This is a genomic window from Glycomyces sp. YM15 (assembly GCF_016918015.1).
In the GTDB taxonomy this organism is placed as follows: Bacteria; Actinomycetota; Actinomycetes; order Mycobacteriales; family Micromonosporaceae; genus Glycomyces.
Genome location: NZ_JAERMK010000001.1, coordinates 60,657 through 80,269, shown reverse-complemented (window position 1 = coordinate 80,269; position 19,613 = coordinate 60,657). Strand labels below are relative to the sequence as shown.

General features: G+C 70.7%; 18 protein-coding genes. 8 read left to right on the top strand and 10 right to left on the bottom strand.

The annotated features are described in order from the left end of the window. Positions 1-11: 11 nt before the first annotated feature. Positions 12-665, bottom strand: a complete 654-nt coding sequence (locus JHY01_RS00365; protein WP_205323608.1) for a GNAT family N-acetyltransferase — start codon at positions 663-665, stop codon at positions 12-14. 143 nt (positions 666-808) lie between these two features. On the opposite strand from JHY01_RS00365, the gene JHY01_RS00360 reads away from it, so the two are divergent. Continuing rightward, positions 809-1,369, top strand: a complete 561-nt coding sequence (locus JHY01_RS00360; RefSeq protein WP_205323607.1) for a DNA-3-methyladenine glycosylase I — start codon at positions 809-811, stop codon at positions 1,367-1,369. A gap of 144 nt (positions 1,370-1,513) precedes the next feature. On the opposite strand, the gene JHY01_RS00355 is transcribed toward JHY01_RS00360, so the two are convergent. Continuing rightward, the gene (locus JHY01_RS00355) at positions 1,514-2,542 is read right to left on the bottom strand and encodes a LacI family DNA-binding transcriptional regulator (RefSeq protein WP_205323606.1); all 1,029 of its coding nucleotides are present in this window, start codon (positions 2,540-2,542) and stop codon (positions 1,514-1,516) included. An 837-nt stretch (positions 2,543-3,379) separates the two neighbouring features. On the opposite strand from JHY01_RS00355, the gene JHY01_RS00350 reads away from it, so the two are divergent. Beyond that, a complete protein-coding gene (locus tag JHY01_RS00350; RefSeq protein WP_205323605.1) occupies positions 3,380-4,168 on the top strand; it encodes an inositol monophosphatase family protein in 789 nt (262 codons plus the stop codon). A gap of 95 nt (positions 4,169-4,263) precedes the next feature. Here the strand turns inward: JHY01_RS00350 and JHY01_RS00345 are convergent, their stop codons facing one another. Then, entirely contained in the window at positions 4,264-4,653 is a 390-nt protein-coding gene (locus tag JHY01_RS00345; protein ID WP_205323604.1) for a helix-turn-helix domain-containing protein, read from the bottom strand. Between the two features lie 223 nt (positions 4,654-4,876). On the opposite strand from JHY01_RS00345, the gene JHY01_RS00340 reads away from it, so the two are divergent. Continuing rightward, positions 4,877-6,331: an MFS transporter gene (locus tag JHY01_RS00340; RefSeq protein WP_205323603.1), complete on the top strand. Its 1,455-nt coding sequence runs from the start codon at positions 4,877-4,879 to the stop codon at positions 6,329-6,331. A 299-nt stretch (positions 6,332-6,630) separates the two neighbouring features. Here the strand turns inward: JHY01_RS00340 and JHY01_RS00335 are convergent, their stop codons facing one another. From JHY01_RS00335 to JHY01_RS00315, 5 genes are all read right to left on the bottom strand, one after another. Continuing rightward, complete coding sequence (locus tag JHY01_RS00335) at positions 6,631-8,640, bottom strand: HNH endonuclease signature motif containing protein (RefSeq protein WP_205323602.1); 2,010 nt, start codon at positions 8,638-8,640, stop codon at positions 6,631-6,633. A gap of 307 nt (positions 8,641-8,947) precedes the next feature. Next, positions 8,948-9,490, bottom strand: coding sequence for an RNA 2'-phosphotransferase (locus JHY01_RS00330; RefSeq protein WP_205323601.1), 543 nt, complete (start codon positions 9,488-9,490; stop codon positions 8,948-8,950). 48 nt (positions 9,491-9,538) lie between these two features. Then, positions 9,539-9,919, bottom strand: coding sequence for a DUF1304 domain-containing protein (locus JHY01_RS00325; protein WP_205323600.1), 381 nt, complete (start codon positions 9,917-9,919; stop codon positions 9,539-9,541). 57 nt (positions 9,920-9,976) lie between these two features. Continuing rightward, the gene (locus JHY01_RS00320; RefSeq protein WP_205323599.1) at positions 9,977-10,369 is read right to left on the bottom strand and encodes a hypothetical protein; all 393 of its coding nucleotides are present in this window, start codon (positions 10,367-10,369) and stop codon (positions 9,977-9,979) included. Beyond that, positions 10,315-10,953: a hypothetical protein gene (locus JHY01_RS00315; protein WP_205323598.1), complete on the bottom strand. Its 639-nt coding sequence runs from the start codon at positions 10,951-10,953 to the stop codon at positions 10,315-10,317. Before JHY01_RS00315 ends, JHY01_RS00320 begins: the two co-directional genes overlap by 55 nt. Before the next feature lie 223 nt (positions 10,954-11,176). Between JHY01_RS00315 and JHY01_RS00310 the strand changes: the two genes are divergently transcribed. Then, positions 11,177-11,803, top strand: coding sequence for a TetR/AcrR family transcriptional regulator (locus tag JHY01_RS00310; RefSeq protein WP_205323597.1), 627 nt, complete (start codon positions 11,177-11,179; stop codon positions 11,801-11,803). Between the two features lie 28 nt (positions 11,804-11,831). Then, positions 11,832-14,249: an MMPL family transporter gene (locus tag JHY01_RS00305; protein WP_205323596.1), complete on the top strand. Its 2,418-nt coding sequence runs from the start codon at positions 11,832-11,834 to the stop codon at positions 14,247-14,249. On the opposite strand, the gene JHY01_RS00300 is transcribed toward JHY01_RS00305, so the two are convergent. Next, positions 14,246-15,016 carry an S-methyl-5'-thioadenosine phosphorylase gene (locus JHY01_RS00300; protein ID WP_205323595.1) on the bottom strand — a complete coding sequence of 257 codons (771 nt, stop codon included), beginning with the start codon at positions 15,014-15,016 and terminating at the stop codon, positions 14,246-14,248. The two genes, JHY01_RS00305 and JHY01_RS00300, sit on opposite strands and share 4 nt — an antisense overlap. Then, positions 15,013-16,305 carry a DUF2064 domain-containing protein gene (locus tag JHY01_RS26195; protein WP_240192211.1) on the bottom strand — a complete coding sequence of 431 codons (1,293 nt, stop codon included), beginning with the start codon at positions 16,303-16,305 and terminating at the stop codon, positions 15,013-15,015. Before JHY01_RS26195 ends, JHY01_RS00300 begins: the two co-directional genes overlap by 4 nt. Before the next feature lie 112 nt (positions 16,306-16,417). On the opposite strand from JHY01_RS26195, the gene JHY01_RS00285 reads away from it, so the two are divergent. From JHY01_RS00285 to JHY01_RS00275, 3 genes are read left to right on the top strand one after another with little or no spacing between them, the layout of a single operon-like run. Beyond that, on the top strand, positions 16,418-17,107 hold the full coding sequence (locus JHY01_RS00285; RefSeq protein ID WP_205323594.1) for a response regulator transcription factor: 690 nt from the start codon (positions 16,418-16,420) through the stop codon (positions 17,105-17,107). Further along, a complete protein-coding gene (locus JHY01_RS00280; RefSeq protein WP_205323593.1) occupies positions 17,107-18,330 on the top strand; it encodes a sensor histidine kinase KdpD in 1,224 nt (407 codons plus the stop codon). Before JHY01_RS00285 ends, JHY01_RS00280 begins: the two co-directional genes overlap by 1 nt. Further along, a complete protein-coding gene (locus tag JHY01_RS00275) occupies positions 18,327-19,613 on the top strand; it encodes a hypothetical protein (protein ID WP_205323592.1) in 1,287 nt (428 codons plus the stop codon). Before JHY01_RS00280 ends, JHY01_RS00275 begins: the two co-directional genes overlap by 4 nt.

Here is a 19,613-nt window from a genome sequence, read left to right as displayed (position 1 = left end):
AACCGAATTGCTCAATCCCGCTTGCTGCGCGCACCGGGGAAGTCGCTGACGAACGACCAGCCGAGGTGCTCGTACAGTGCCCGGCCCTCGTCACTGCCGACGAGCAGGCCGAAGCGCATGCCCTGCGCGTGGGCGCTGCAGGTCAGCGCCCGCATCATGAGCGAGCCGAGGCCGCGGCGCTGGTGGGCGGGGGCGGTGACGACCTTGTCGAAGACGCCGAATTCACCGTCGCGGCCGAGGCGGGCGGACGCGGCCAGGTCGCCGTTGCGGTGGAAGACCCGGGCCACGGTGAGCGGGCCCTCGGTTTCGAGCAGGAGCCGGTAGTCCTCCGAGACCGTGTAGGGCTCCTGCGTGAACGCGACGGTCATGAGGTGGCCGCCCTGGTCCATGGTCCAGGTCGAGGGTATGACCGAGGCGAGCAGCGCATCGGGTCCGGCGATCATGAGCTGGTTGCCGGGTCGGTCGAGTCGCGCCGCGGTGGCGGCCAGCGATGCCGGGGTGTACGTGTGGAAGACCTGGCGGACCTCGGTGCTCGGCGGGCCGACCGCGACCTGGTAGCCGCCTTCGATCGGTTCGGGCTGCGCGGTGATCCGCGAGTGGGCGCGGCCGCGGCCCCAGGCCATGACGAGGTCGGGGAGGGGGTGGCCGGTGGGCGTGGCGGTCATTGGGGGCTCCTTCGGGGTGCGGAAACGTGCGCGAATCTATTGCAAGTATCTTGCAATAAGGCACCGACAGTCCAGCGGTGCGGCGGAGGGCATTGTCGGTGGCGGCGCGTACGCTCGGGTCCCATGAAGGACGGGAGTGAACGGTGAGCGATGCAGGCGACGGTCTGACGCGGTGCCCCTGGGGCGCCTCCCCTGAGATCTACCGGGAATACCACGACCTGGAGTGGGGTCGGCCGGTCCGCGGCGACGACGCCCTGTTCGAACGCGTCAGCCTCGAGGCCTTCCAGTCCGGCCTGTCGTGGCTGGTGATCCTGCGCAAGCGCGAGGCGTTCCGGAAGGCGTTCGCGCAGTTCAAGATCGCCGAGGTCGCCGGGTTCACCGCGGCCGATGCCGAACGGCTCCTGGGTGACGAGGGGATCGTGCGCAACCGTATGAAGATCGACGCCACGATCGCGAACGCGAAAGCCGCCGCCGAACTCGAAGGCGGCCTGAGCGACTTCGTGTGGTCCTTCGCGCCCGAGCCGCGCGAGCGTCCGAAGACCATCGAGGACGTGCCCGCCGTGACCCCCGAGTCGACCGCGCTCTCGAAGGCGCTCAAGAAGCGCGGCTTCAAATTCGTGGGCCCGACCACCGCGTACGCGATGATGCAGGCGATCGGCATGGTCGACGACCACCTCGCCGACTGCCACGTGCCCGGGCGCTGAGCCTCCGGATTCACCTGGTGCCCCACGCTGGGGCGGTGCCGGAGGAAGAGGACGAAGCCGCCTGTGACGGCGCTGAGGACGAGCGCCGCGACCACGGCGGCACACTGGAGCCGAAGTCCGCCAGAACGATCGGCGCCGCGAACGTCACCCGGCGGACGCGGTGGAACCCCTGACGACGACTCGGCACTGCACGGTGTGGATCCCTCGGCCGTGCTCGGCGTCGATGGCCTCGAAGAGGGCCCGGGCGGCGGCGCGGCCGAGCTCCTCGAGATTCATATCCACACTGGTCAGTTGCGGTCGCGCGCCGGTGGTGAGCACGTCCCAGTTGTCGAAGCCCATGACCGCCACGTCCTCGGGGACGCGGCGGCCACGTTCACGCAGGGAGTCGAGGACGCCCCGGGCGACCTGGTCCGAGCCGCAGAGCACGGCGTCGACCTCGGGGTCGCGATCGAGCAGCATCCCGGCGGCCGCCCGGCCCCAGCCCTCTTCCCAAGCGCCGTAGGCGACCTCGCCGACGAGGGACAGCCCTGCCGCATCGAGGGCCGCCTGCGCCCCCGCCGCGCGGTCGCGCGCGGCGCTGTACTGGCGGTCGCCGCTGATGTGGGCGATCCTGGTGCGGCCGCAGGCGATCAGGTGCTCGACGGCCATCCGGCCGGCGTTCACGTTGTCCGGCACGATCGAGAGGTCATCGGGCGCTTCGGAAGGCGCGTAGGCGTACACGACAGGCACGTCCACCGCGTCGGCCAGGGGCGGGCGCGGATCGGTCGAGGATCCCACCACGATGAGCCCGTCCACGCGGCGGCTCAGCAGCGCCTGCACATGGTGGCGCTCGCGGATCGCGTCGCCGCGGGCGTCGCACAGGAACACCGAGACCTGGCCCGCGCCGAACGCGTCCTCCGCGCCTATGAGGATCGGGAGGCTGAAGCGGCCCACCAGGTCAGAGGTGAGGAGCCCGACGGTGCCCGTCCGGCCGGCGAGGAGCCCGCGGGCGAGTGAGTTGGGGGAGAAGGAGAGCTGCGCGGCCGCCTCCACGACCCGCTCGCGGGTCTGAGGGTGCACGTGGTTGCGGCCGTTGAGCGCCTTCGACGCCGTCGCCACCGAGACGCCCGCCAAGCGGGCAACATCGGACAGTGTGGCGGCGCGCGTGCCGCGCGATGCGGGGGTTCGTGCCACTCGTCCTCCTTCAGCCGGAGCCCGCGCCGCGCCGCCCGCGGCGGCGCCCTGCGTTGCTCCGGGCTGGCTCGACTGTAGCCGACCTACCGAAAGTCTGCTGATCCGGCTTTCGGTTCCCGGCCCGCTTGGAATTTATGGCGATCAATGCACTGACATCACCGTGCAGCGATCCAAAGCATCGATGGCGACCCAATGACCGAAAAGCTTTTCGGGCTCTTTCGGCACCCGGGCACACCCAGCTTCCCTCCCGGAGGCACGCAATGGTGCATCTCCCCACGTCCACAATGGCTCCGTGACCACCGTGCCGATCCGCGTCGACTCCGACTTCGCCTGGAAGGCATCGGGAGACGAAACTCACCGGCGTGCTCGACATGCGCCCGCGGCGAGCGCATCGACGCGGTGCGCGGCTGCGCCGCCGCCGAACGCGGCCCGGTGGTGCTGCGCGGAGTCGATCGACTTGCCCGGCGGGGCCGACGTGGCGGAACTCACGGTCGACGCGACGTCCCCGCCGGTCGAACGCGACGGCCGCGTGCACGTGTCCGCGCACGTCCATGACCGGGACGGCGACACCGGACGACGAGGGCAAGTCCGCCGAGGTCGCGCTCATCCCGCTCCATCGCAGGGCGACTCGCTGCCCGGCCTCGATGCGGGCGTGGCTGCCGATCGACTGACCGGAATAGGCCGGTGTGCTCAGAAATGCGGGCGCACCTGCCTCGTTCGTGTTACAAGCCGGAAATATCCGGTGGAAGGTCGCACCGGGAGTCCAAGTGCCGCATGGCCATGCACCCTTAGGATGAGGTCCGTCGGGTGGGTCGGACGGAGACGAGGAACCGAATAATGATGGAGCTGCTGGATTACCTGGGCACGGCGGAGCAGGCGGCCGAGCGGGGGGTCGAAGTGATCCGGGCGGGGTTGGGCCGCGAACGCTCCATCAGCGGCAAGGGCGACCGCGATTTCGCCACGGACGTCGACTACGCCGTGGAGGACGCGGTGCGCGCGTTCCTGGACCGGGAGACTCCGGAGATTCCGCTGCTGGGGGAGGAGCGGGGTCGTTCCGGAGACGCCGACTCCCCCTACGAATGGGTGCTCGACCCGATCGACGGGACCATCAACTTCGCGCACGGCTCGCCGTTGTTCGGCGTCTCGCTCGCATTGATGCGCAATGGGATGCCGGTGGTGGGCGTCGTCTTCGCGCCGATGTCGGAGGAGCGCTTCAGCGCCGCCCTCGGCCATGGCGCGGCGCTGAACAAGCAGGCGCTGCGCGCCTTCGGGCCCTCGGACCTCAGCGAGGCCGTGGTCGCCATGGGGGACTTCTCGGTCGGCGTCGACGCGGACAAGCGCAACCTGCGCCGTCTCGCCTCCCTCCAGCGGCTCGTGCCGAAAGTGCAGCGGATCCGGATGCTCGGCACCGCGGCCCTCGACATGTGCTGGCTCGCGGCGGGCCGGGTCGACGCGGTCATCCACGAGCGCATCAACCTCTGGGACGTGGCCGCGGGGACCGTGATCTGTCGCGAGGCCGGCGTGCTCGTCACCGACCTCGACGGCGTCGACTACGGCGACGGTGCCTTGTCGGTGCTCGCCGCCGGGCCGGACCTCCACCGGGCGCTGCTCACCGAACTCGCCTGAGCCGCAGACACCTCGACGCCCGCCGCCTGGACTCCAGGCGGCGGGCGTCGTTCCGTCGGTGGCCTACCTGCGGCGAGCGCCTGCACGCCTGTGCCTTATGCGGCGAGCGCCTGCTCGTCGTAGGCCTTCCGAGCCTCGATGATGTCGGGCCGGTGGCGCTCGGCCCATTCGAGCAGGCCCGTCAGGTGCCCGTACAGCTCCCGCGCGCTCGGGGTCGCGCTGTACTCGACCTTCGGCGGCACGGTCGGGTAGACCGTGCGCTCCAGCAGGCCGTCGCGTTCGAGGTTCCGCAGCGTCAGGGTCAGCATCCGGCGGCTGATGCCTGGGATCGAGCGCTCGAGCTCGGTGTAGCGCACCGGCTTCCGGATCGCCGCGACCAGGATCGACACCGACCATTTGCCCGCGACCCGGTCGATGATCTGGACGATGGGGCAGGCCTCGGCCTGCACGTCGGACTTCGGCAGCACACAGTCGTCGTCGCTCATCGGACCCACTCTCTTCGGTAGCGCAATCCTGCCCCGGACCGAGGCCCAGAGCACTTATGTCACAAGTCACATCCAGGGAAAGGATCGGTCGACCTGGACAGGAACATCCCTGTACCCCCTGGCACATGAAAGTGCCTTCTTACGGATTCCTCCATTGGAACACATGATCTTCCCAGGAACAAAACGTTCCCCATGTGCTTCCCAGACCTCGAGGAGACCCCCGATGCCACCCATTACAGCGCAAAGCCTTCGCACCCGCTGGCTGGCCGTGATCGCACTCGCGGCCGCCCAGCTCATGATCGTCCTGGACCAGAACATCGTGAGCATCGCACTCCCGGCCATCCGCGAGGATCTCGCGTTCAGCCAGGCGAATCTCGTGTGGACCGTGAACGCCTACGTGATCCCCTTCGGCGGCCTGCTCCTCCTCGCCGGAAGGCTCGGCGACCTCATCAGCCGCAAGCAGGTCTTCCTCGCCGGACTGGCCCTCTTCACCCTCGCCTCCGTCGCGGCGGCGCTGGCCGACACCCAGGGCCTCCTCCTGACCGCCCGCTTCGTGCAAGGCGTCGGCGGCGCCATCACGGCCGCCGGGCTCCTGGGCATGATCGTCACGATCTTCCCCGAACCGCAGCACCAGGTGAAGGCCATCGGCGTCTACGGCTTCGCCTCCGCCAGCGGCGGCGCTTTGGGCAGCGTCATCGGCGGCGTGCTCACCGAGACGCTCGGTTGGGAATCGGTCTTCTACGTGAACCTCCCGTTCGGCCTCGCCGTGGCCGCGCTGGCCTGGAAGCTGCTCCCCGCCGACCGCGGCATCGGCCTGAAGGCCGGGGCCGACGTGATCGGCGCGGCCCTCGTGACCTCCGGCCTCATGCTCGCCGTCTACACCCTGATCGAGACCGAGCGCTATGGGCTCGCCTCCGCCCGCACTCTCGGCCTCGGCGCTCTCTCCATCGCGTTGCTCGCGGGGTTCTTCGTCCGCCAGGCCAAGGCCGCCTCGCCGCTGATCCCGCTGCGCATCCTGTTCTCCCGCAACGTGGCCGGAGCGAACCTTGCTCAGGCGCTCATGGTCGGCTCGGCCTTCGGGTTCATGTTCTTCTCCGTCCTCTACCTCCAGCAGGTGCTCGAATTCGCGCCGCTCGCGGCGGGCCTGGCGTTCCTGCCCGCCCCGATCGTGATCGCGGTGGTCTCGATGGCGGCCGCCCCGCGGCTCCTGACCCGCTTCGGCGCCCGCCCGATGGTGATCGCCGGGCTGGCGCTCATGGTCCTCGGCTTCGTCTTCTTCGCCCAGATGCGGGCCGACGGCAACTACCTGGTGGACGTCCTGCCCGGCATGGTCACCGCACCGCTCGGCTTCGGCCTGGCGATGCCCGCCCTCATGACCCTCGGCATGGCCGACTCCAAGCCCGAGGACGCCGGGGTCACCTCGGGCCTGTTCAACACTGCCCAGCAGGTCGGCGGCGCGGTCGGCCTCGCGGTCATCAGCACTGCGGTCTCGGCCCGCACCGGCGACCTCCTCGAAGGCGGCGCGGTGCAGGCCGAAGCCTTGACCGGCGGCTTCCGCCTCGGCTACGGCATCGCTGCGGGCCTCTCGGCGACGGCCCTGCTCATCGCCGTCACGGTCATCAAGGCCCGCAGGGCGACTGAGGTCGAAGCCGAGTCGGTCCCGGTCGCCATCGGATAGGACGACAGCACGCCCGGGCCGCCCTCCACTGCGGAGGGCGGCCCGGGCGTCCAAGTGTTGAGAGGTCCGGTCGAGTCCCTTCAGCAGCGGGGTCGCACTTCGGGCTTCGGGTCGCACCTCGGCCCTCAGGTCTGCTCAGGCTCCGGTCCAGAAGGGCGGCGACAACAAGGCCTCATGCGCTGCTGACCGGTCTTCGGCCGCCCGGACCGATCGGATCCAGCTTCAATCAGGCAGCGACAACGAGGTGGCAGCGGGGCTCGGGTCGCCTCTTCGGCTTCCCTGCTCGCTTGACTTCCGGTTCAATCGGACGGCGACAACGAGGTGGCGGCAGGGACCTTGTCGCTCTCGGGCTTCCCGGCCGGATCGGGCCGAGGTTCAGGCGGGCAGCGATGAAGAGGTGAGAGAGGGGTCGGGTCCTTTTCCGGCCCCCCGGCTGATCGGGCTCGGGGTTCAGGCTGGCGGCGACGATGGGGTGGATGGGGGTTCGGGTTCGGGTTCGTCTCCGGTTCTCTGGCCTGGTCGGGTCGGGGTTCAGTCCGGCGGCGATGGTGGGGTGTGTGGCTGGGGTGGGGTGGGTTTCCTGGTGTGGGCATGCTGAGGGGCCCGGCCCCTGTTGGGGTTCGGGCTGCGCTGCGTGGTGTGTGCGGCGCTTCTTCCCCCAGCAGTCGCCTGCTGGGGCAGGGTAAGAACGGCGGGTCGCCGTAGTCGGCTGTCGCTGACCCTGCAGCTGTCGCTGTCGATGCCGGTGGTGCGGGCGCCGCGACTGCTACTTCGGTGCTTGAGGAGTCGCGTATGCCGAACGTCGCTCGGCATCGCGCTTTCGCCTCTCGCATGGCTTTGACCGCCCGGTCGCGGTCGATGGCCTCGGCCATGCCGTCGAGGTCGGGATTCAACGTCTCGGACCATTCAGTGCGGTAGAGCCCGGTGGGGAACACATCCCAGTCCGAGCCTGCATGCTCGGCGTCCATGTCGGCATCGGTGCGCCAGTCAGCGCACCCGCACCCGGCCGAGGCATCGGCGGTGCCGCTCTGACCGGTCCCGGCCGCTGCTTCGTGGCCGTCGTGGTGGGTGATGAGGGCAGTGCCGGGGCCGGTCTTCTCCACGCTCCACCCGGGGGTGTGGATGCGCCCGTGGTGGAAGCGGCACAGCAGGATCAGGTTCTCGGCGACGGTCGGGCCGCCGTCGGCCCAGTGGGTGATGTGGTGCGCCTCGGTCCAGGCGATGGGCCGGTCACAGCCGTGCCAAGCGCAACCGCCTGGCTGCTCGAGCTCGAGTTTGCGCCGCAGGGCCGCGTTCGGGAGGCGCAGCGCCCGACCGAGCTCGACCGCTTCCCCCTTGGCGTAGTTGAACACCGAGGGGATGATGAGGCCTTCGCAGGCCAGGAGTCGGGCCCGGGCGAGGCTGATCGGCTCGCCCTCCAGGAGGGGGAGGCGGCCGGTGTCCTTGCCCTGCAACGTCTCGATGTCGACGGTGAGGTTGAGGGTGGCGGTGTGCCCGTGCCGGGTCGCCGCCTGCGGGGAGGACCCGTACCCGGCCAGGAGCTGATGGAGAGCCTCGGCATGCCGGTTCGCCTGCGGGGGCAGCAGACCGCCGTCCTCAGGGTCGCCCTCGTCCTGGCGGGGCGGCGGGCAGGCGGTCTGCAGGTACTTGTCGAGCATCCGCCCGGTCGCATTCGAGAGGTGCCCTTCCAGCGCCCACATGCCATTGCCGCACTCGATCAACTCCAGGCGCTGCATCGACTGCTCGCCGAGCCCATCAAGAAGCTCAGTCTCTCCGGCGATCGCGGCCCACAGCCCCTCAAGGTGACGACGCAGGTCCTTGAAAGAGGCATGAGCGCAGTACTCGACCACCATCGCCTCCGGCGTCGCACAGAGGGTCTCGGGGTCGAAGGGGGAGACGACCGGGGCCTGGAAGGGAGTGCGGGCGAACAGGCGCATCGCCGGAGTCTGGTCGAGCTGGCGGACGGCGTAAGCGACCTGGTCGATCCGGGCCTGCCCCGACACCGCCGCCGAAGCAAGAAGACGGAACTTCCCCGACAGCCGCGCGATCGCCGCGATCGCGCTGGCGGTGTTGAAGGTGAAGTCGAACTGGGACAGGAGCAGGTCGCGGAGGGCGGAGAACCCGAACTCGGAGCGGTGCAGGTTCGCCTCCTTCATCGCGATCACCGCAGACAGGACCTGGGCGTGAAAGGCGTTGATCCCCGCGGCGGCCTCATCGAGGGCCGAGCGGATCGCCGCAGCCTGGGAGCGGCGGTCAGGGCGGGAGCCGGTGAGGGGGCTCGGGGTGGTGGTGCTGGTGCAGTGGCTCATGGTTCCTTCGCCTCCCTTCCGCTGTTCTCGAATGTCCTGCCTGTTTTCGGTTCCTTGTTCGTAGTTCAATGATGACAGCATTCCGTGGCGGTGTCATCACCCAACCGGGTGACTATTCCATGAGGGACACTCACGACACGCCGCCACTCCGCCTGGGGCGCAGAGCAAACCAGGGGCCAAATGGGCCCCGCCGCCCCGGTCCCGGCGCTGCCGGGCAGCCGCACCGCACACCCCACCACCATGAGACCCTTTTGTCGCCGCCCGCTCTAAGTCGGGCCCAGGTGGGGCCGCAAGGGCCGGCAACCCCTCAGCTCACGAGCGTGATCGCCCAAGCGGGGACGTGATCGGTGAGCCAGACGCCGTTCTCCGACTTGTAGAAGGCATGGCCCGCTCCGGCCATGCGCGCGGCGTCGATCACGAGGACCACGGGCTTGCCGCGCCGCGATCCCACCTTGACCGCCGTCTCGCGGTCGGGGGAAAGGTGCACATGGTGCCGGTTCATGGACTTGATGCCCTCTTCGCGGATCGTGCCGACGAACCCTCCGGTGGTCCCGTGGTAAAGCACGGGAGGCGGCGCGACCGGGGTGAGATCCAGGTCCACATCGACCGTGTGGCCCTGATTGGCCCGGATCTTCCCGTCCCGCACGGCGAACCGCTGCTTATCGTTCAGCGCCACGACCGCATCGAGCTCATCGCGGGTGACGTGGAAGTTTCGGTCGGCGAGGGCCTTCAGGAGCACCTCGACCTCGACCCAGCCGTGCTCGTCCAGCTCGATCCCGATCCGGCCGGGGTCGTGGCGCAGATGCCGCGACAGGTACTTCGAGACCTTCACCAGCCGTCGTTCGTCCACTTCGCTCTCCCGTTCGCCGCAGAGGGAACGCCAGACTATCGCGGCACGCTACAACTGCGTCAGCGCGAAGATCAAGGCCAGCGCCGGGAACAGGCCCTGCTTGAGCGCCGCCGAGGCCATCGACCGGTCCTTCAGCACGAGCACGAGCGCCGCGCCCAGCATCGAGCCGCACGCGAACACGATGAGGGTCATGCCCACGGCCGCCTCGGACCGCACCACCGCGACACCGATGAGCGCCCCGATCGCGAGGAACAGGTTGTACCAGCCCTGGTTGAACGCCCAGGAGCGAACGGTCTCCACGTTCTCGGTCGCAACCCGGAACACTCCGCGGTGGACCTTCGGGTCGGAGAAGCGCAGGCACTCCATGACCCAGATGTAGACGTGCACGAGGCCGGCAAGCGCGGCGAGAATCTGAACTGCGATCAACATGGACAGCATTCTCCCCGATGCGGCGCCGCGATGTCACCGGTCGGGTCCGATCGAGCCTCAGCTCTCGTCGAGCATGAACAGATCCGGTGGCACCAGGGTCCGGGTGCGCAGCAGCTCGGTGACGAGGTTGTGGTTGAGCATGTTGCCCACCGGTTCCCCGACCTCCTCGCGGGTCAGGCCCGGCACACCCGCCCCCGAGAGACGCCTGCGCACTCCGGCCACGAGGTGCTCGGCCTTCTTCGGCCGCCAGCCTTCGCCGGGCTGCAGTTCGGCGAGTTCGGCGGCGACCTGCTTCCACGACACCGGTTGCGGGTAGGCGTCGTGGAGGAGGTACCGCTGGGCCAGGCACACGAGTGCCAGGCGTTCGTCGGTGTCGAGCTTCCGGGGCTTGTCCTTCAATGTGGACGGTTCGGGCGCGGGTGTCGGCAGCCGCCCGTCGACGCCCGCCACGAACAGCTCCACGAGGTGGCGTCGCCGCGCGGTGCCGCTGATGAACACCGGCGTGTACCCGGTCTCGAGCGGGTAGGCCTCGTCCTCCGGGAACGGCATCCGCGAGCCCGGCAACTGGAGCGGCCGTCCGGTAGGACGAGGGTGCGCTCGCACGACTCGTGCTCGCCCTCGCGGCGGATGACGCCGATCGACCCGACCATCTCGGTCTCGCCCGGCTCGGGTTCGTCTCCCGACTCGTAGAAGTACAGCGAGAGGTCGACGCCACCGGTGTCGTTCTCGATGTGCAGGTCGCAGCGGTTGAATCCGCCTCGGTCGGTGTCGATCCGGGTCTCGCCGTGGACGCCCAGCGCCTCCTGGTCGAACAGGGCGCATGGGCCGGCGGTGGCCGGATCGCCGATGAGATCGCCGCTCGCGACGCCGGTCGCCTCCTCGCGTGGTGTTTCGGTCTCGTTCTCGCGCAATCCGTTCCATACGGCGGCGGTGAGCACCACGAGCGCGGCCGCGGCGGCCCCCGCCCAGATCCACGACCTCGCGGTCACGCCGCCGAACCTGCCGAGTTCGATGCGGGCCTCGTCGACCTTCATGCGCCGCTTCGGATCCGATTGGAGTAGCCGGTCGAGCAGGGGCTCGAGCGCTCCAGCCCACTTCTGAAAGCCGAATCGCCCCCGTGTGTCGCTAACCGCACTAGCGCACCGAAGCGAGGCAAATCTGACCTGGAGGGACGCTCAAGTTCAACTCGGCACTGTGGCCAGGGCCACGCCTCCAAGAATTTGCACTCAGTGCGTCGTTGCACTTAGTGTAATAACCATGCCCGAGAATTCCGCGACCGTAGACCGCCGCGCGGCGCTGAAAGCCAAAAGCCGCAAGGCGATCCTCGACGCGGCCGAAGTCCTGATGCGCGAGCGCCGCTCCACGAACTTCTCCGTCGACGAACTGGCCGCCGCCGCCGACGTCTCCCGCCGCACCGTCTTCAACCACTTCGACTCCCTCGAAGCCGTGGTCACCGCCGCCGCCGGGCGCATGCTCGTCGACATCGTCGACGCCATGGAGGCCGAAGCCGCGTCCGGCACGAGCGCCACCGTCCTCGGCGACCTCGCCGCGGCGGCCTCGGCCGACCACCTCGTGCCCACCGTCGCCTATCTCATCGAGGTCCTCGGCGGCGACCACGCCCAGCCTGTCGAACGCGGCGCCGTCCTCATGCAGCGTGCCGTCGCCCTCTTCACCGATCGGATGTCGACCTCCATCGCCCGCCGCCACCCGGGCGTCGACGAACTCCAGGTGGCGTTTCTGGTCGCCGCCTTCAGCGGCGGCCTGCTCGGCCTCGTCGAACACTGGGGCGCCGCCACCGGCGGCACCGACACCCCCGACTCCCGGCGCGCCTGGAACGACCTCCTCGCCCGCCTCGTCCTCGTGCTGCGCGAACCCGCGGCCTGACCGATCCACCGACACCCGAAAGGCCGTCATGGCTGAATTCCTGTACCGCGTGGGCCGCTGGTGCGCCCGCCGTGCCAGAACCGTCATCACCGCGTGGGCGCTGCTCCTGGCCGCCGCGGCGACCGCGTTCGCCCTCTTCGGCGGCACCCTGACCACCGCGTTCTCGATCCCGGACACGCCCACCGAGGCCGTGACCGAGCAGCTCCGGGACGCCATCCCCGAAGCCGCGGGAGGCACCGGCAGCATCGTCCTCAGCACCGCGAACGGCGAGGCGTTCACCGCCGAGCAGCGGGCGCAGATCAGCGACCTCGTCAGCCGCGCCGCCGAGGCCGACGGCGTCGAGACCGCCATCGACCCCTTCGCCGCCGAAGCCGAACGCGCCGCGCAGACGCAGGCCGTCGCCGACGGCCGCACCCAGATCGAAACGGCCCGAACCGAACTCGCCGCCGCTCAGACCCAGCTCGACCTCGCCCGCGAACAGGTCGGCGACAGCCCTGAACTCGACGCCCAGCAGACCCAGATCGACACCGGGCTCGCCGAACTCGAGACCCGGTCGGCCGCGCTCGAACAGGGCGCGACCCTGCTCGAACTCGCCGAGGGCATCACCATGGTCGCCGAGGACGGCAGCGCTGCAGTCGTCTCCATCGCCTTCACCGAACCGCAGATGGAGGTCACCCCCGAAACCAAGGCCGCCGTCACCGACCTCTTCGACGACGACCCCATCGACGGCGTCGAAGCCGACTACTCCTCGGACATGCTCGAATCCGTGCCGAGCGTCTTCGGCGCCGGCGAAGTCGTCGGCCTCGTCGTCGCGGCCGTCGCCCTGATCGTCATGCTCGGCACGCTCATCGGCGCCAGCCTGCCGCTGCTCACCGCGCTCGTCGGCGTCGGCGTCGGCGCCATGACCACGATGTCGCTCTCCGGCGTGATCGACATGGCCTCGGTGACCCCGGTCCTCGGCCTCATGCTCGGCCTCGCCGTCGGCATCGACTACTCGCTGTTCATCGTCAACCGCCACCGCCGCCAGCTCAAGGAGGGCTACGACCTCGACGAGTCGATCGCCCTCGCGACCGGCACCTCCGGCAACGCCGTCGTCTTCGCCGGGGCCACCGTGCTCATCGCCCTGGCGGCCCTGAACGTCACCGGCATCCCGTTCCTCGGCCTCATGGGCTCGGCCGGCGCGCTGTGCGTCGCCGTCGCCGTCCTCGTCGCGGTCACCTTCATCCCGGCCCTGCTCTCCTTGGCGGGCATGAAGATCCTGCGCCGCTCCGAACGCGCCGCACGCAACGCGGAGCACCCGACGCCCGAGAACGCGACCGAGGTGAAGGCCATGCGCACCCCGAGCGCGCTCCTGCGCGTGCTCGTCGGCATCGGCGCACTTGTGGTCGTGGCGATCCCCGCGATGGACATGCGCCTCAACCTGCCCGACGGATCCTCCGAAGCGCACGACACCACCCAGTACCAGGCGTACGCCACCGTCGCCGAGCGCTTCGGGGAAGGCCGGAACGGGCCGCTGCTCGTCGTCGCGACCCTCCCCGGCAGCCCCGACGAGGCCACCGCGCAGACCCTCTCGGTCCAGATCGCGCAGGCCCTCGCCGACCAGGACGGCGTCGTCGCCGTCGCCCCGATCGGCGCCTCCGAAGACCGCACCGTCGCCGCCTTCCAAGTACTGCCCGAATCGGGCCCGACCAGTGAGGCGACCGAGGCGCTCGTGCACACCCTGCGCGGCCTCGACCTCGACGGGGTCGACTCGATCGGCGTGGCGGGCAACGCGAGCGGCAACATCGACATCTCCGAGAAACTCGCCGACGCCCTCCCGATCTACCTCGGCGTCGTCGTGGGCCTCTCGCTGCTCATCCTCATCCTGGTGTTCCGCTCGATCTTCGTGCCCGTGGCGGCCACCCTCGGGTTCGTGCTCAGCTACTTCGCCGCGCTCGGCGGCGTGGTCGCGATCTACCAGTGGGGCTGGCTCGCCGACGTCTTCGGCGTCGACAGCCCCGGGCCGATCCTGAACTTCCTGCCGACGCTCCTGGTGGGCATCCTGTTCGGACTCGCCATGGACTACATGCTGTTCCTCGGCTCGGGCATGCGCGAGGCCTACGCGCACGGCGTGCCCGCCCGCCTCGCGGTCGTGCACGGCCTGCGCGCCGGGCGCTCGGTCGTGACGGCCGCCGCGATCATCATGATCGCCGTCTTCGGCGGGTTCGTCTTCTCGCACTCGGCGATGATCCGGCCCATCGGCTTCGCGCTCGCCTTCGGCGTGCTCGTCGACGCGTTCCTGGTGCGGATGCTCATCATCCCGGCGCTCATGCACCTCTTCGGCGACAAGGTCTGGTGGCTGCCGAAGTGGCTCGACCGCCTGCTCCCGGACGTCGACGTCGAAGGCGCCGCCCTCGAACGCCGCCACCCGCACGTCGAGCACCGCGAAAGCGCGTCGGTCTCCTAGAGCGGGGCCAGCCTCGGGATCGCCGCCGCCAAGAGCGCGCGGACGTTCCCGAGGTTGGCCTCGAACACCGCGAACACCGCCTCCTGGGTCACCGGCTCGACCTCCGGGTCCTCGTCCAGACCGGCGTCGTAGTCGGTGACCAGGGCGATCCCCGCGAACGGGATCCCGGCTTCGGCGGCCAGCGCGGCCTCGGGCGCCTGCGTCATGTTGACGACGTGCCAACCGGCGTCGCGATGCGAGCGGGACTCGGCGCGGCTGGAGAACCGGGGGCCGTTGACGACCACGACGGTGCCGCCGTCGACCGCGGTCACTCCGGTCTCGGCCGCCGCGTCGAGCAGGACCCGCCGGAGCCGCTGGTCGTAGGGTTCACTGAACGGCGCATGGACCGGCCCGTCCTCGAATTCGTCGTAGAACGTGCCCGGCCGGCCCCACGTGCGGTCCACGACCTGGTCGACGACCACGAACTCGCCGGGCCGGATCTCCGGCCGCAGCGAACCGGCCGCGAACGGGGATATCAAGGCGCGCACCCCCAGCGCCCGCATGGCAGCCACATTGGCCCGGTAGTTGACCTTGTGCGGCGGGAAGCGGTGATCGGTGCCGTGCCGGGGGAGGAACGCCACCCGCACGCCGCCGACCTCGGCGATGGTCACGGGCGCACTCGGTGCGCCCCAAGGGGTGTCGACCTCCACGGTGACGGCGTCATCGGCGAAGGCGTAGAACCCGGAACCGCCGAAGACTCCGACGTCGGCCTGGCGCTGGTCGCTCAATCGCTGCTCCTCAATGTGCGGCGGACGCGCGCGAGCTGCGCCCGCATGTCCTTGACGGCCTTGAAGGTCCCGGCCGCGGTGCCGGTGACCTTGCTGCGGCCGACCCTGGGCCGGTAGGGGACCCGGACCTCGGCGACGCGCCACCCGGCGAGCCCGGCGCGCAGCACCATCTCCAGCGGCCAGCCCGAGCGCCGGTCCGCCAAGCCCAGGTCCAGCAGCGCTTCGCGGCGGGCGGCCCGCATCGGGCCGATGTCGGAGACCTCGGCCCCGCTCAGGCGCTTGACCTGCCTTGCGAGGTACCGGTTCGCGAGCCGGTTGTGCGGCGCGAGCGCCCCGGCCTCGGCATCGCGGGCGCCGAGCACGAGATCGGCCTCCCCGTCGAGGACCGGATCGCACACCGCCGAGAGGTCGCCCGGATCGAGCGAGGCGTCGCAGTCCATGAACGCGACCACCGGCGCGGTCGCCGCCGCCAAACCCGCGTAGCAGGCCGCCCCGAAACCGCGCCGCGGCTCCGACACGACTCTCGCTCCGAGCTCGGCCGCGACCGCCGCCGAGCCGTCGGTGGAGCCGTTGTCGACCACGATCGCCCTATAGCCCTTGGGGATCCGCTCCAGCACCCACGGGATCGCCTCGCGCTCATCCAGCACCGGCAGGATCACGTCCACGAGGTCGGGTTCGAGGAAGTCCCGCACCGCGCCGGCCGTGCGCGACTGCGGTACCAGCGCCGCGATCGCTCGGGCGTCCTCGGCATCGTCGAGGTCGCGCAGCACCGGCAGTTCGGCCGGCCGGAGTCCCAGGGCCCGCAACCGGTCCAGTTGCCGGCGCCCGGTGTCGTCGCGGCTCATCGGCACGCCCGCGAACACGTCGGGGTGCGGCTCACTGAGGCCGATCGCCCACCAGCCGCCGTCCTCGGCGAGCCCGAGCGCCGACCCGTGCTCGACCACCGCGGCCAGGCCCTCGTCGAGCAGCTCGGGCGTGACCTGCGGCGTGTCCATGCCGATCTGCAGGCCCGGTCCGCCCGCGAACGCCCACGCCGCGCCCAGCCGCCCATTGAAGGAGCCGGGCACCTGCCGCACGACCTCGAAGCCCACCGGGAGCCACGGCCCCGGCTCGCCGTCGAGGGCCACGATCAGCCGGTCCGCCCCGCATCCGGCGACCGCTTCGAGGGTGTCCGCGAGGGCCGCCTCCGCCACCGCCGCGGCCTCCACAGTGGTCAGCGGAGGGGAGAGTCTGGTCTTGACGCGCCCCGGGACCGGGGCCTTCGCCAGAACGAGGAGATGCGACTGCATGCGGCCGATGCTATGCGCCGCGGCGGCCGTTCGGGGCCGTGCAACCTTACGGTATGCGAAAGTCTTGGCCCAACACATGACGAAGCGGCCCGTGATCGGTCATGGTTACCCCATGAACTCCGACGCCGACCCGCGCGTACTGGTCGTCGACGACGACCCCGCCCTGGCCGACGTCGTCGCCCGCTACCTGCGCCGCGAAGGCTTCGAGGTCGAGTACGCCGCCGACGGCGCCACCGGTCTCCGCATCGCCCTCGACACTCTCCCCGACCTCGTCGTCCTCGACCTCATGATGCCCGGCATGGACGGCTTCGAAGTCTGCCGCCGCCTGCGCCGCGCCACCGACATCCCCGTCGTCATGCTCACCGCGCTCGGCGAGGAGGACGACCGCATCAGCGGACTCGACCTCGGCGCCGACGACTACGTCACCAAGCCCTTCTCGCCCCGCGAACTCGCCGCCCGCGTCCGCGCCGTCCTCCGCCGCGCCAAAGGCCCCGCCGGCCCCGGCGAACACCTCGCCGGAGGCGGACTCGCGATCGACACGTTCGCCCACGAAGTGCGCCGCAGCGGCGAACTCCTCACCCTCACCACCAAGGAGTACGACCTCCTCGTGTGCTTCCTCGCCAACCCCGGCCGGGCCTTCCGCCGCGAAGAGCTCCTCGAGACCGTGTGGGGCTGGCGCATCGGCGACACCTCCACCGTCACCGTCCACGTCCGCCGCCTGCGCGAGAAGATCGAGGACGACCCCTCGCAGCCGCGCCACCTCACCACCGTCCGCGGCGTCGGCTACAAATGGGAGTCCTGATGCGCCGCTACCTCGGATCCGTCCTCGTCCTCTTCGCCGCGATCCTCGGCGCCGGGATGATCGCCGTCGCCTTCGAGTTCCCCGCCGCCGACATCGCCGCGCTCATCACCATCGCCGCCGTCGCCTCCGCCGTAGCGGGCCTCATCGGCGGCATCGCCCTCCGGCTCCTGCGCACCCGCCCCGCCCGCCTCCAGACCCTCACCGTCGCCCTCTCCTCGGTCCTCGTCGCCGCGACCGGCGTCGTCACCGCAGCGATGGCCATGTTCATCTCCCTGCACGACCTGGTCGTGCTCTTCGTGGTCCTCATCGTCGCCTCCGCCGTCGCGCTCGGCGCGGCCTGGCAGCTCGGCGACGACATCGACGCGGGCGCCAAGCAGGTGGGCGCCTACGCCCGCACCATGGTCGACGTCGACGGCCGCATCAGCACCGGCAGCGCCCCCACCGTCACCGGCCCCGGCGAACTCGCCGCCCTCGCCGGGGAACTCGCCGCCGTCTCCCGCCGCCTCGAGGAGTCCCAGCGCCGCGAAAGGGCCCTCGAAGCCTCCCGGCGCGAACTCATCTCGTGGGTCTCCCACGACCTCCGCGCCCCCCTCGCCACGATCCGCGCGATGGCCGAGGCCCTCGACGACGACGTGGTCGACGACGACGCCACCGTCAAGCGCTACCACTCCCAGATCCGCACCGACGCCGAGCGCCTCTCCGCCCTCGTCGACGACCTCTTCGAGCTCTCCCGCATCAACAGCGGCTCCCTCACCCTCGGCAGCGAGCACGTCCACCTCTGCGACGCCGTCGCCGACTCCCTCGCCGGGGCCAGCGTCGCCGCCGAACTCAAAGGCGTCGACCTGCGCGAACGCCTCGGCGACACCCCTCCGGTCGAGGTCGCCGCCCGCGAGTTCTGCCGCGCCCTCGACAACCTCTTCGACAACGCCATCCGCCACACCCCGCCCGGCGGCACCGTCCTCGTCGAGGCCACCGGCACCGATGAGGCGGCGCTCGTCCACATCAGCGACCAGTGCGGCGGCATCCCCGAGCACGACCTCCCGCGCGTCTTCGACATCGCCTTCCGCGGCGACGAGGCCCGCCGCCGGGACGACCGCGGCGGCGGGCTCGGCCTCGCCATCACCCGCGGCCTCATCGAGGCCCACGGCGGGATCGTCACCGTCGAGAACGGCGGGCACGGCTGCCGCTTCACCGTCCGCATCCCCACTGGGGCGCGCCGGTGACCAGGCGCCGCATCCTCATCCTCAACACCGCCGTCCTCACCGGCTGGGCGCTGGCCCTCTACGCGGCCTGGCTGCTGGGCCAGCGCAAACTCGCCGCGACCGAGGCGAGCCTCCAACTCGGGGCGATGCCGCTGTTCGGCAGCTGGGAATGGCACTTCGAGCCCGACCTCCTGGTCCCGATCGCGGTCGGCGGCCTGCTCATCGCCGTCCTGCCGCTGGTCGCGGCGCGCCGGCGCTGGCGCTGGGTCGTCCTCGCCACGGCCCTGGGCGGCGTCGCGATCAGCCTCGCGCTCGCGTTCGCCCACTCGCATCCGCTCACGTGGACCGACATCCACCACCACTACGGCGACCCGATCCACTACGTCGACGACGCGGGCGGCGCCAGCGCCTTCCTGGAGACCTACACCGACATCCAGGCCACCGACCACTTCGCCATCCACCTGCAGTCCCACCCGCCCGGGCTCGTCCTGTTCCTCTGGACCGCGGCGCAGATCGGGCTCAAGGGCCTGATCTTCGAGAACACCCTGGCGCTCCTCGGCGCCGCCGCGGCGATCGCCGCCGCGCTCGTGATCGCCCGGGACGTCGCGGGGGAGCGGCTCGCCCGCCGCGCCGCGCCGTTCCTCGTCATCACCCCGGCCGCGTTCTGGCACAGCAACGCCGACATCATCTTCGGCGGCGTCACGCTCGCCGCCGTCGCCTGCCTCATACTCGCCACCGGCCGCCGCGGCGCGAAGGCGGCATGGCTGACGGTCGCCGGGGGACTGCTCGCGGGAGCGGCGCTGATGCTGTCGTTCTCGGCCGCGCTGTTGGCGATCCCGTTCCTGGTCGTGGCGGTCATGCGGCGACGCTGGCGGATCATCCTCGCCGGGGGCGCCCTCGCGGCACTGGTGATCCTGCTGCCGCTCGCGTGGGGCTACTGGTGGCTCGAAGGCCTCCACACCACCCGCGACCGCTACTACGCGGGTGTGGCCTCCGACCGCGGCTACTGGTACTTCCTGTACGCCAACCTCGCCGTGTTCGCGCTCGCGCTCGGCCCCGCGATCGCGGTCGCGCTGGCCCGCCTGCGCCGACGCCGCATGTGGATAGTGGTGGGCTCGTGCCTCGCCGCCGTCGCCATCGCGGACCTCTCGGGCATGTCGTCGTCGGAGGTAGAACGCATCTGGCAGCCGTTCATGCCCTTGGTGCTCCTCGCCGGATGCGCCCTGACCCGGCCCCGGGCCTGGCTGGCCCTCCAACTGGCCGTTGCCGTCCTCCTCGCCGCCGCACTGCGCGTGCAGTGGTGA

Coding starts and splice junctions, on each gene's coding strand:
- JHY01_RS00345 (WP_205323604.1), bottom strand. CDS start 4,653: ATGAGCGACGACGACTGTGTGCTGCCGAAGTCCGACGTGCAGGCCGAG.
- JHY01_RS00365 (WP_205323608.1), bottom strand. CDS start 665: ATGACCGCCACGCCCACCGGCCACCCCCTCCCCGACCTCGTCATGGCC.
- JHY01_RS26195 (WP_240192211.1), bottom strand. CDS start 16,305: ATGCAGTCGCATCTCCTCGTTCTGGCGAAGGCCCCGGTCCCGGGGCGC.
- JHY01_RS00310 (WP_205323597.1), top strand. CDS start 11,177: ATGCCCGAGAATTCCGCGACCGTAGACCGCCGCGCGGCGCTGAAAGCC.
- JHY01_RS00325 (WP_205323600.1), bottom strand. CDS start 9,919: ATGTTGATCGCAGTTCAGATTCTCGCCGCGCTTGCCGGCCTCGTGCAC.
- JHY01_RS00280 (WP_205323593.1), top strand. CDS start 17,107: ATGCGCCGCTACCTCGGATCCGTCCTCGTCCTCTTCGCCGCGATCCTC.
- JHY01_RS00305 (WP_205323596.1), top strand. CDS start 11,832: ATGGCTGAATTCCTGTACCGCGTGGGCCGCTGGTGCGCCCGCCGTGCC.
- JHY01_RS00315 (WP_205323598.1), bottom strand. CDS start 10,953: ATGAAGGTCGACGAGGCCCGCATCGAACTCGGCAGGTTCGGCGGCGTG.
- JHY01_RS00350 (WP_205323605.1), top strand. CDS start 3,380: ATGATGGAGCTGCTGGATTACCTGGGCACGGCGGAGCAGGCGGCCGAG.
- JHY01_RS00285 (WP_205323594.1), top strand. CDS start 16,418: ATGAACTCCGACGCCGACCCGCGCGTACTGGTCGTCGACGACGACCCC.
- JHY01_RS00335 (WP_205323602.1), bottom strand. CDS start 8,640: ATGAGCCACTGCACCAGCACCACCACCCCGAGCCCCCTCACCGGCTCC.
- JHY01_RS00340 (WP_205323603.1), top strand. CDS start 4,877: ATGCCACCCATTACAGCGCAAAGCCTTCGCACCCGCTGGCTGGCCGTG.